Source organism: Aeromonas sp. QDB20, assembly GCF_027707805.1.
GTDB lineage: Bacteria > Pseudomonadota > Gammaproteobacteria > Enterobacterales > Aeromonadaceae > Aeromonas > Aeromonas dhakensis.
Genome location: NZ_JAPCJC010000002.1, coordinates 136,696 through 148,029, shown reverse-complemented (window position 1 = coordinate 148,029; position 11,334 = coordinate 136,696). Strand labels below are relative to the sequence as shown.

The 11,334-nt window shown below is 63.0% G+C and carries 9 protein-coding genes; all 9 read right to left on the bottom strand.

What is annotated here, in order from left to right:
- From tssH to tssC, 9 genes are read right to left on the bottom strand one after another with little or no spacing between them, the layout of a single operon-like run.
- Positions 1-2,643, bottom strand: a complete 2,643-nt coding sequence (gene tssH / locus PG897_RS02570) for a type VI secretion system ATPase TssH (protein ID WP_201885043.1) — start codon at positions 2,641-2,643, stop codon at positions 1-3.
- Positions 2,644-2,664: 21 nt separating this feature from the next.
- Entirely contained in the window at positions 2,665-3,444 is a 780-nt protein-coding gene (gene icmH, locus PG897_RS02565) for a type IVB secretion system protein IcmH/DotU (protein WP_201885044.1), read from the bottom strand.
- Positions 3,445-3,466: 22 nt separating this feature from the next.
- A complete protein-coding gene (tssK, locus tag PG897_RS02560; RefSeq protein ID WP_017764290.1) occupies positions 3,467-4,801 on the bottom strand; it encodes a type VI secretion system baseplate subunit TssK in 1,335 nt (444 codons plus the stop codon).
- 2 nt (positions 4,802-4,803) lie between these two features.
- Positions 4,804-5,319 (bottom strand): type VI secretion system lipoprotein TssJ, encoded by a 516-nt coding sequence (tssJ, locus tag PG897_RS02555; protein WP_065017899.1) that lies wholly within the window; start codon positions 5,317-5,319, stop codon positions 4,804-4,806.
- Complete coding sequence (gene tagH / locus PG897_RS02550) at positions 5,319-6,599, bottom strand: type VI secretion system-associated FHA domain protein TagH (RefSeq protein ID WP_270828729.1); 1,281 nt, start codon at positions 6,597-6,599, stop codon at positions 5,319-5,321. Before tagH ends, tssJ begins: the two co-directional genes overlap by 1 nt.
- Positions 6,600-6,655: 56 nt before the next feature.
- Positions 6,656-7,654, bottom strand: coding sequence for a type VI secretion system baseplate subunit TssG (tssG, locus tag PG897_RS02545; RefSeq protein ID WP_201885046.1), 999 nt, complete (start codon positions 7,652-7,654; stop codon positions 6,656-6,658).
- Positions 7,618-9,384, bottom strand: a complete 1,767-nt coding sequence (gene tssF / locus PG897_RS02540) for a type VI secretion system baseplate subunit TssF (RefSeq protein WP_010634232.1) — start codon at positions 9,382-9,384, stop codon at positions 7,618-7,620. The genes tssG and tssF overlap by 37 nt, the downstream gene beginning before the upstream one ends.
- Before the next feature lie 3 nt (positions 9,385-9,387).
- Positions 9,388-9,819, bottom strand: a complete 432-nt coding sequence (tssE, locus tag PG897_RS02535; protein WP_010634233.1) for a type VI secretion system baseplate subunit TssE — start codon at positions 9,817-9,819, stop codon at positions 9,388-9,390.
- A gap of 6 nt (positions 9,820-9,825) precedes the next feature.
- Positions 9,826-11,304, bottom strand: a complete 1,479-nt coding sequence (gene tssC / locus PG897_RS02530; protein WP_017764288.1) for a type VI secretion system contractile sheath large subunit — start codon at positions 11,302-11,304, stop codon at positions 9,826-9,828.
- Positions 11,305-11,334 lie beyond the last annotated feature (30 nt).

The following is an 11,334-nucleotide window of genomic DNA, read 5'->3' as shown; positions in this document are numbered from 1 at the left end:
TCAAGCCCCCACCTCGGCCACGAACTGGTGATCGGCCACGGAAAAGTGGACGCGCTTGATGGGTTCACCGGCCGAGAGGCGCTGCAGCAGTTGCAGGGAGACTGGCGGCAGCAGGGCCCCATCGATGACGGATTCCAGCATGCGGGCGCCATTCTCGCTGCGATTGGCCCGCAGCAGGATCTCCTCGGCCACCTCATCGTCCAGCACCACTTCGGCACCGAAACGCTCCTTGAGCAGCTTGACCAGCCGGTTGAGCTTGCCGCCGACGATCTGCACTAGCGTGTCGTGACCGAGCGGCAGGTAGGGGATCACCTCCATCCTTGCCAGCAGCGCCGGCTTGAAGAAGGCGGCGAGCTCCGGATAGAGGGCATCCAGCAGCACGTCGGGCTGCTCGACGTGATCGACTATGGTCTGGAAACCGAGGTTGGAGGTGAGGAAGAAGACCACGTTCTTGCAGTCGATGATGCGCCCTTCCCCATCCGCCAGCTCGCCCTTGTCAAACGCCTGATAGAAGAGGTTGAGCACGTCCGGGTGGGCCTTCTCCACCTCGTCCAGCAGCACCACGGAATAGGGCTTCTGGCGAATGGCCTCGGTCAGCACGCCCCCCTCGCCGAAACCGACGTAGCCGGGCGGCGAACCGATGAGACGGGAAACGGTGTGCTTCTCCTGATACTCGGACATGTTGATGGTGGTCAGATACTGGCGGCCACCGAACATCAGCTCGGCAATCTGCAGCACGGTCTCGGTCTTGCCGACCCCGCTCGGCCCCACCAGCAGGAAGGCACCGAGCGGCCGGCCGGGACGGCGCAGATCGGCGCGGGCGGTCAGCAGATGCTTGTGAAGGTGGGCCACCGCCACATCCTGCCCCTTGATGAGCTCGCCGAGGTACTCGGGCAGCCGGGTCACCACGTCCAGCTCCCCTTGCGAGATGCGATTGAGGGGTACCCCGGTCCACTCGGCGATGACGGCAGCAATCTGGGTCTTGTCGACGTGAGCGGAGACCAGCACTTCTCCTTGCTGCAGCTCGGCCAGCTCGCGCTCGAGGGTGGCCAGCTGCTCGGCAGCGGCCTGCGGATCGAGCGGCGCATCGGCGAGATCCAGCGCCTCTCTGGCCAGCATCTCATCCTGCTGATCGGCCAGCAGCGCCGCGCGCAGCTCGACTATCTGGTGCACCAGCCCCTGCTGCTGCTGCCAGCGGGCCTCCTGCTCGGCCAGTTCTTCGCGGCAAGCCTGCTGGGCCCCCTGCAGTTCGGCCAGGCGATCTGCGTTGTCACCAAGACCGATCAGGCTCTGGCGCTCCAGCTGGCGGATCTCCAGCTCGCGCTGGCGCAGCGCGTTTTGCAGGTGGCTGACCGCGCGCGGCGGCGTGGTGAGGTTGATGGCCACCCGGGCACAGGCGGTGTCGAGCACGTCGATCGCCTTGTCCGGCAACTGACGGCCGGAGATGTAGCGGGCGGAGAGCTGGGCGGCGGCCTGCAGCGCCTCCTCGTCGATCAGCACCCCGTGGGCCTTCTCGTAGATGCTGCGCAGGCCGCGCAGGATCACGGTGGCCTCGTCGGCATCGGGCTCACCGACCTTCACCAGCTGGAAGCGGCGCGACAGGGCCGCGTCTTTTTCCACGTATTTCTTGTATTCGCCCCAGGTGGTGGCGGCGATGGTGCGCAGCTCGCCACGAGCCAGCGCCGGCTTGATGAGGTTGGAGACATCCAGCCCGCCGGCCTGGTTGCCGGCCCCGATCAGGGTGTGCGCCTCGTCGATGAAGAGGATTACCGGCTGCACGGCGTCCTTGACCTCCTGCATCACCCCCTTGAAGCGTTTCTCGAACTCCCCCTTGACCGAGGCGCCGGCCTGCATGGCGCCGAGATCCAGCGTCATCAGCTCGACCCCGCGCAGCTTCTCGGGCACCTGACCCGCCACCATGCGCAGGGCCAGCCCCTCGATGAGGGCGCTCTTGCCGACACCGGCCTCCCCCACGACGATGGGGTTGTTCTTGCGACGACGGGAGAGGATGTCGATCATCAGGTCGATTTCATGATCCCGGCAGAGCACGGGGTCCAGGCTGCCCTGGCGGGCCTGTTCGGTCACATTGACGGTGAAGCGGGCCAGCAGGCTGGCATCGGCCGGCAGGGCGGCCTGGGCCGTCTTGCCGCCGGGGGTCGTGGTCACTTGCGTCTCGGCGGACTCCTTGACCCACTCGTCGAACTGCTGGCGCAGCAGCTCGCGATTGACCTTGGCAAGCAGGCGGGTCACCGAGCCCGGCAGATAGCGCTGCGGGGTCATCAGCAGCACCAGCAGCATGACGCCGCTGCGCAGCTGGGCGTGTTGCAGCTCGGCGGAGGCGAGCAGCCAGCTGTCTTGCAGCCACTCCACCAACATGGGTGAAAAGGAGGGATAACCCTGGCCATAACCATTGTCAGCCGGAGAGGGTTGCAGCAGGGCCTTCAGCTCTTCAACGTCGACCTCGGCCACCTTCAGGATCTGGCGCACGTCGCTCAGCGGGGTCTCCAGCATCTTGAGCAGCAGGTGTTCGATGCGGATCTCGGCTCCCTGGTGATTGACACAGAGGGCCGCGGCCTCCTCCAGCATATGACGGCAGATGGGGTTGAGTCTTTCCACCAGTACCGGTAGCTCTATACGAATCAAGGCGTGCTCTCCTTAAGTATTTTATTTTAATAATTCGCCCAGTTGACGCAGAACGTCCTGGGTCTGGTTATTGAGTTGATGGTGATAGAGGCCGAAGATCAGCGCCAGGATCAACACCCCGCCCATGAACAGGCTGCGCAGGGAAACCTGCTTGCGCAGCTGATAGCGGGAGGCCTGCTGGCCCAGATCGAGGTGAAACACGCTGGGCGCCTCGCCACCGGCCTCGGGGGCCAACTGTTTGTGCAGCTGGCGCACGATGCGTTCGAACTCTTCCCGCCCCTGGCTCATCACCTTGTAGCGCCCCTCGAAACCGAGGCACAGGCACAGGTAGATGAACTCCAGGATGTCGCGGTAGCGCACCGGGTCTTCCTGCAGACGAGCCAGCAGCACGAACACTTTCTCGCCGCCCCAGGTCTCGTTGTGGAAGCGGGCCAGCAGGGAGTGCTGGGACCATTCGCTCTGGCTGCCCCAGTCGCGTCCCATCACAGCCTCGTCGATGAAGGTGCAGAGGATGTAACGAAACGACAGCGCCACCCCGTTCTCGTAACCCTGGGCCATCAGCTCCTGTTCGATGGCCTGGATCTCGGTCACCACCCGCTGGTAGAGCTCGGGCACCTGGTCATAGCGCGACAGCAGGCGCACCCGCTGCACCAGCCCCAGCAAGGGGGTCACCGCGTCGATCATCGGGTTGATGCTCTGGCCGCGCAGGCGGAACCAGTAGTCCGAATCCATGTCCAGCTGCTCGGCGTGATCAAACAGCAGGTCGCTGAGTTGCTCGTTCTTGATAATGTCCGTGGTCATCTCTGCTTATTCCTTGGTGCGATCACTGGCTGCGAATGGCCCAGAGCTGCATGTCGAGCTCGGGGAAGTCGCCGGCGATGTGGAAGGCGAGGGTGTTGCTGACCGCCAGCATCTGCCAGGCCGGGCTCTGCCGGTCGAGCTGGAAGTAGCTGTAACCGGCATGATAGGGCAGCTGGCGCGGCGCCACCGGCAGCGGCAGCAGCGGAATGCCGGGCAATTGCAGGCTGATGAGCTCGCGGATCTTGTCGCTGGAGGCCACCTTGGTCTGCTGCAGCAACTGCTTGCGCAGCTGTTCTTGCGGCATGCGGGCACGCACCGCCAGCACGAAGTCGGCGCTTTTCATCAGCTCGCTCTCGTTCACCATGGCCACCATGATGCCGTACTGGTGCTTGCGCAGCTGGATGGAGACGGCGCGCGGCGACAGCACGGTGCTGAGCGCCTGGCGCAGGGCCAGCATCACCGGCTCGAAGCTCACCTGCTGATCGTCGTGGCGATAGGCGGGAAACTCCGGCGGCAGGCGGGATTCGTCGGTAAAGGTCATCAGCTCACCACACAGCTGCACCAGTGATTCGTGCAACCGCTCCGGGTGCAGGGTGCCCAGGCGCGCCAGATGGGAGAGCTGGGGCTGGGCCCGGTTCAGCAGCTGCAGCATCATGAACTCGGCCACGTCGGCCACCCCTTGCTGACCGGGCGCCGCGATGCGCTGGGAGAGGCTGCGGGCCCGCTCGGCCACGAGGCCGGCCGACTCGCCGAGGAAACGCTTGAGGGTCGGGATGGCGGAGACGCTGATACTGCAGGGCATGAAGTTGGGATCCAGCACCAGACCGCCGTCCGGACGCTTGTCCAGAATGCGGGCGATGGCGAGCGACGCGTAGGCGCTGCGATCTTCACGCTCCAGCATCAGCCGCAGGCTGACCCGCCCCACTTCGAGGGAGACCACGTCCCCCCCTTCGCTGTGCAGATCGCGCACGTCGTGGCGATGGGCCTGCAGCCGGGTAGCCACCTGGCCGCCCTGCCCCACCTCGTTGACGCCGCTTACCGAGAGCGGCAGCGCCAGATAGACCTTCTGGTTGGCCACCGAGGCATCGGTGATCTCCAGCGGGGTCGGCAGCATGTCGTCGTTGGGGATGTTGAACACGGTTCCGTCCGGCAGGATGCCGGTGGCCCCGACCAGGGCAATGCGACCAAAGCCCAGGTAATCCTCGTTGATGGCGAGCGACTGCAAGCCGTAGAAATAGTCGGACAGCGCGCTCAGGCGAGCGTGCAGTGCGTAGTCCGAATGCCTTTGTTGTTGCTGGAAGTGCTGGGGCTTGATGAAGAGCCCCTCACGCCAGATAACCCGATTTCGACTCGACATGGTTATTCTTCTTCTTTTTGCAGTTCCACTTCATCCAGGCGCAGGTGCACCAGGATTTGATAAGCCGCGCCCTTGCTCTTGATCTTGATGACCTTGCGCCACTCGGCGCTGTCCGGGTCGGCGTAGCGTGCGATCACGCCGATGTAACGGGTCTTCTCGTCGAGCTTGACGGGGGGCAGGTATTTGAACTGGCCCGGCAACAGGGTGTAGTCCTGATGATCCAGGTAGTTCTTGCCAAGGGCCTTCTCGACATCTGCCGTCACCTGGTCGTAGTCGGTGGCAAGCAGCTTGGAATCCTCGGCCAACAGCACCACCTGAAACTCGATGGGCGCCGCCTCCCCGCTCTCGTTGGGGTTGACGTCAGGCTCCGCCAGCAGGCTCAGCCCCAGGGTGGAGGGTTGACTGTCATTGCTGCCCACCTGGATATCCGGGTTCATGGCGACGTCAGCCATCTTGCCCATGGTGGTACAGCCAGCCAGGGCCAGCAGAACCGCCCCCAGCATCAGCGCACGTATCATCAAATCAGTCCCTGTTGCTGACGAACGGCCTGGTCATAGGCCTGGGCATACACCTGGTGGAACAGCTTGTCGAACCCCTGCTGGCGGGCGGAGGTGAGCTCGCGGTAGTAGTGCTGGTACATGTTCCAGGCCCAGCCTTCATCGGCCATGCCCGGCGCACCGCTGCGGCGGTATTGTTCGAACCGGCCGATCAGCGCCTCGGGCGAGAAGGCTTGCAGAATGCTGTCCAGCGCCGCACCGATGGCCTGCTGGTTTGCCACGTGGTGGATGCGCACATTGTGCAGGCTCTCGGCCACCGCCGCCGGCGCACTCAGGTGGACCGGGCTCTTCTGCTCGGCAAACAGCACCGCCAGGGTCTCGTCATAGTCAAGGCCCAGGCGCAGCGGGTTGTCCTCGATGGGGCGCAGGTGCTTGTCCGCCAGCGCCGCCTGTTCGGTTTGCAGCTGCAGCAACCCCTCCACCATGGCCCGCACCGTCTTGCCCATCTCTTCGAGCATGTCGTGGGCCTGCTGGGTGTCCTGCAGTTGCAAGGGCTGACCCAGGCCGCGCATCAGCGGAGTCAGGGCCACGTGATCGACGCCGTCCAGCGACAGCTGATAATCGGGGTGGTTCTCGATGCTGGGCATATCCAGAAATTCTTGGTTCATGGTGTTCTCGACAGCAGAAAAGGGGGCAAGGGGGGAAACGTCCACATCCGGCTGTGAACGCGGTGAAGCCTGCAGGCGACTATCCGCCAGCGGGCCATCCGTCGGCACGCCAGCTGTTGGCAAGCCATCCATCAACGAATTGGGGGTCCGGCGCTCCTGTTGCAGTGCCAGCAGGGGATCGGCCGCCAGGGTGCGCGGATCATCGGCCCGGGCTGCTGGCTCATCACCGGTCAGCCACTCGTCGAGCTGCTCGGTGGCACGATTGCCCAGCACCTGCTGCAGGCTCTGCTCCGGGGTGATGGCCCCCAGGTAGGCACGCAGCCGGAACGGGCCGACGATGAGCTCGTCCCCCTGCTCCAGATGCACTTTGCGGGCCCGCCCGATGGGTGAGGTGGCGCCATTGATATAGGTCTGGCCGCTCAGATCGCACAGGCAGAAGCGACCGTCGTTGAGCTCGATGCGGGCGTGGGCGGGCAGCACGGCCCCCAACCTGTCCCGCAGCAGCCAGTCATCCTGCTCGGAGGCGCCCAGGGTCCCCCCCATCTCGTCGAAGCGGTACTGCACCTGCTGGCTGCCGTCGAGCTGTTCGCTGTTGAGCACCACCAGGGAAAGTTGCTGGTTAAAATCGCCCACGGTTACTCCTGCACTGATCTCTGTACTTAAATGTTCTGCGCAGCGTATTTCTGCGCTTATTCCTGCACACAAATGGTCACGAACGGATCGCTCGGCGGCTGGCCGAGAAAGGTACTCCACCCCAGACGGGCACTCTGCTCTTCACCGAGTCTCAGTCCCCTCGCCTGCTCCTGGCCGAAACCCAGCCGCAGATCCCAGGCCAGCTGATCGCGCAGGATGAAGGAGACGAAGGTAACCAGGGCATGGAAGTGCTCCCCGTTCGGCAGAAACCCGAGAAACTGGCCAAAACTCAGGTTGTTGATCTTCAACAAGAACTTGCCGGCACAGTCGTTCACCTTGTCGCCGATGACAAAGTCATCCCCCAGGGTGGAGCCAGCCCCGCCGAGGCGGTTCTGCTGATCCTGATGAATAGGCACCTTGCGCCACTGCCAGGCGCTCACCTCCACGTCCGCCAGATCGAAACAGTGGGCCACCAGACCAGCCACCACCTCGGGGGAGCGGCTGGGGCTGGCCAGCATGCCCGCATAGGAGAGCATCTTGGCCCGGTTGACCGGCAGGCTCTGGCAGACCGCCTCGTTGCCAAGCCCCACCAGGGCGAACATCAGGCGGGAGAAACCATCCTCGCCGTTGTCCTGAAACCGGACGTGGTAGCGATACTTGCGCCAGATCCGGTGCAGCAGGGTCAGCAGACGGTGATGGAAGAAGTCCAGGAACAGGCCGAGCTTCTGCTCCCCCTGGGCGTACTCCCACGCCAGCGAATCGAGGTAATAGCCGGGCATCGGCGACTGGCTGCCGTGCAGGCCGAGAAAGGCCACCTCCAGCTCGTGGCGGCCCTGTCCGTCCCGGCCAATCTGCAACACGTCGCTGGTAGGGAACCCCAGGGAGGCGGTCGCCTTGAAGCGGATGCTCTCGTCACCGGGCAGGTAGTCGAGCCCTCGCTCCTGATCGGCACCATCCAGCCGGTTGAGCAGCTCAACCAGCTGGAAGAAGTTGAAGCGGGGCGCGTCCTTGCCGGACGTCACATCAGGGAGTGCTGACCGATCTGGACTGGCCACTGATAGCGCTCCTTGTTGTCGAGATTGACCACCTCAAGCAGGTGGAAGGCGTTGACGCTGGCATACAGCGAGAAGAAGTGGGCCAGCACGGTGCTGAACAGATAGAGCTCCCCTTCGCTGCCAAAGGCGGACTGGCGGATGGAGAGCACCGACTTGAGCCCCCGCACCGGCATGCCGCGCACCAGCCGGTCCACCGGCTTGGTCTCGATCTCCTCGATCCCCGCCAGCCGCTTGCGCGAGGCCTGCTCTGCCTGCTTGTCGTGCAGCGCCGGAAAATCGTAGGTGCGCAGCACCTGCACCAGGGCATCGCGGCGCAACAAGGAGACATAGTTGAGGGAGAGGTTGGAGATCAGCGTCCAGTGCAGACTGCCGTCCAGCGCCGGGCGCAACGGCCGGGTCGGTCGGATCAGGTTGCGGAAGGTGGCAAACGAGGGCGAACTGCCGGTCGGTACGCAGACGCTGCCCACCTTGAGGCGGGCGGCGCGGGAGCGGTTGGTGCAGGTGAGCGTCACCGAGATGGATTCATCCAGTTCGACCGTGGTGGTTTCATCCCCGCGCACGAACGAGAGACTGTGCTCGAAACCATCCCCACTCACCGCCTCCTTGACCCGCACCCGGTAGTAGAGCGCCAGCCGCTGCTTGGCCCGCTCAATCTGGTGCTGGAAGCTCTCGAACGGCTGATAGATGCGCGGCGTGCCGCGGGAGCGACCGAGGTTCCCCTCGACCCAGCCTTCCACCTGATCCACCGAGAAGATCTCGAAGCTGTCGGCGTGGCGATAGCTCGCCTTGAGGGGGTACTCCGCCTGGCGGCCATTGAGGTTGACCGGCTCGCTGTCGTGCTGGAACAGGTTGATGGCCGGCACGCAGTTGAGCATGAAGGAGTCGGGTCGGATCTTGAGCTCCGCCGGCAGCGGCCGGTCGAAGCAGAAGTGCACCTTGAATTCGCTCACCGGCAACGGCTGTTTGGGCCAGTCGCCACCGGCGAGTTCGAAGAAGAGGAAGCTTTCCGGGAAGCAGAAATACTCCTGCAGGATCCGGTAGCCGGAATAGACGTTGTTCGGATAGGGCAAGAGCGCATCACCGCGCTCGAAGCCGACCGGTTTGAGGGCCTTGGCCTCCTGACGAAAGCGCTTGCCGTCGATCTCGAGCTCGATATGGGAGAGCTGGTTGGAGAGCCAGAAGTAGAGCTCATAGGCGGTGTAGCTGTCGCCACCGAGGAAGAAGCGCAGCTTGTCCAGCTGCAACTCGCAAAGCGGCAGAGGGGCATGCAGGGCGATATCCAGCGAGATGGTGGAGAGATCGTTGCCGCTCTGGGCGGCAATATGACGGATATCGGCCGGATAGACCCAGGTATCGTGACAGGTCTGGAAATGGCAGGTCACCTCGTCCATGGGCAGGCTGTCGAGCTGGCAGCCTTGCCTGACCAGCGCCGGCTGGGCGATGGCCCCCGGAATGACCGAAAACTGCATGATGGTCATGCTGGGCACGGGACGCAGGTAGTTGGGCCAGAGCATGTTGAGCAGACCGTGGGTCAGCTCGGGAAACTCATCCTCAATCTTGGCGCGCAGGTTGCCCGTGAGGAAGGCGAATCCCTCCAGCAGGCGCTCCACGTCCGGATCGCTATTTTGCTCCGACAGAAAGCGGGTGAGCTCGGGATGGCTATCTGCAAATTCGCGCCCTTGCAGGCGCAAAAATGCCAGTTCATCCCTGAAGTAATGTTCCAGCGACATTGATCAGACCATGCGGTAGTGACGATGACTGTCCATATGGACGTTGAACGAGGTAACTTGCTCGATATGCTCCAGCCGCACGTGGGCCGTCACCTGAAACGACATCTCAAGCGGACTCGCCTGATGGTCGGGTGAACGGACATCCACATGCACGATCCGCGGTTCATAACGACGGATGCATTGCCGGATCGCCTCCCGGATCCGCCCCTTGATGTCGGCACTGCCCTGGGTGGCATCGTTGAAATCGATGACCCCGAGGTCAGGTGCGCTGCGACAATTGCCGGGACGGGTGTTGAGTACCTGTTCGAGCTGCCGTTTAACAGACGCGATCAGTTCCTCAGACTCCGTACGGGGGGAGGAGCCAAGCCCCTCCCCCCTGATGCGATCAAACAGACTGGCCGCATTTCCTCTATCCCAGGAAGAGAGATGCGGCATCGGGCCTTATTCCTTGTCCAGACGACCTACCAGAGAGAGCTCGAAGCTCGCCCCCATGTACTTGAAGTGCGGGCGCACCGACATGGCCACCTGATACCAGCCCGGCTCCCCTTCCACGTCCAGCACCTTGATCTGGGCGGCACGCAGCGGGCGGCGACTGCGCACCTCTGCCGGCGGGTTTTCCTGGTCTGCAACAAACTGCCGGATCCAGCTGTTCAGCTCACGCTCCAGATCCTGACGCTCCTTCCAGGAGCCGATCTGCTCGCGCTGCAGCACTTTGATGTAGTGCGCCAGGCGGTTGATGATGAACATGTAGGGCAGCTGGGTACCCAGCTTGTAGTTGGTTTCCGCCTCCCGGCCTTCCTTGGTATTCGGGAATACCTTGGGTTTTTGCACCGAGTTGGCGGAGAAGAAGGCGGCGTTGTCGCTGTCTTTGCGCATGGTCAGGGTGATGAAGCCCTCTTCCGACAACTCGTATTCACGACGATCGGTGATGAGCACCTCGGTCGGGATCTTCGCCTGCAGCTGACCCATGGCTTCATATACGTGTACCGGCAGATCGTGGATGGCACCACCACTCTGCGGGCCTATGATGTTCGGGCACCAGCGATACTTGGCGAAACTGTCGGTCAGGGAGGTGCCCATCAGATAGGCGGTGTTGCCCCACAGATAGTGGTCGTGATCCGAGCTGATATCTTCCTGATAGTTGAAGCCCTTGATGGGGTTCTCGGTCGGATCGTAGGGCAGACGCGCCAGGAAGCGCGGTGCGGTCAGTCCCAGATAGCGGGCATCTTCCGATTCACGCAACGCACGCCACTTGGTGTAGGCCGGACCTTCGAAGACTGACTTGAGATCCTTGATGGAGGGCAGATCGGTAAAGCTGTCGACCCCGAAGAAAGCGGGTGCGACGGAAGAGATGAAGGGGGCATGGGACATGGCCCCTACCGCGCTGACATACTGCATCAGCTTGATGTCGGGAGAGCTGTGGGTGAAGGCGTAATCACCGATCACGGCCCCCACCGGCTGACCACCAAACTGGCCATATCCGCTGGAATAAACATGTTTGTAGAGACCGGACTGGGTGATTTCGGGTGAAAACTCGAAATCTTCCAGCAGCTCTTCCTTGGTGGCATGCAGCACCTGGATCTTGATGTTCTCGCGAAAATCGGTGCGATCCACCAAAAGCTTGAGGGAGCGCCAGGAGGACTCCATCTCCTGCAGCTCCTTGGCATGCAGGATCACGTCCATCTGCTTGCCGAGCTTCTTGTCGAGCTCGACAATCATGCTGTCCACCAAGGCCTTGTTGACCGGACTGCTGGCAGTGCCGCTATCCAGGATGTTGGCGATCAGGGCAGCTACCCCCTGCTTGGCGACACTGTAACCCTCATCCACCGGGGTGATGCGAGCCTGCGCCATGATTTCGTCCAGCAAGGACGAGGAGGCGGCACTCGCCCCCGCTTGAACCTGTTCTTCGACCAAAGACATGTTTTTTCCTTTTCTCGTCAATCAATCCAA

What these genes read in the sequence shown, in the direction of transcription:
- tssF (WP_010634232.1), bottom strand. Translation starts at nt 9,384, where the DNA reads ATGTCGCTGGAACATTACTTCAGGGATGAACTGGCATTTTTGCGCCTG.
- tssJ (WP_065017899.1), bottom strand. Translation starts at nt 5,319, where the DNA reads ATGATACGTGCGCTGATGCTGGGGGCGGTTCTGCTGGCCCTGGCTGGC.
- tssK (WP_017764290.1), bottom strand. Translation starts at nt 4,801, where the DNA reads ATGTCGAGTCGAAATCGGGTTATCTGGCGTGAGGGGCTCTTCATCAAG.
- tssE (WP_010634233.1), bottom strand. Translation starts at nt 9,819, where the DNA reads ATGCCGCATCTCTCTTCCTGGGATAGAGGAAATGCGGCCAGTCTGTTT.
- icmH (WP_201885044.1), bottom strand. Translation starts at nt 3,444, where the DNA reads ATGACCACGGACATTATCAAGAACGAGCAACTCAGCGACCTGCTGTTT.
- tssC (WP_017764288.1), bottom strand. Translation starts at nt 11,304, where the DNA reads ATGTCTTTGGTCGAAGAACAGGTTCAAGCGGGGGCGAGTGCCGCCTCC.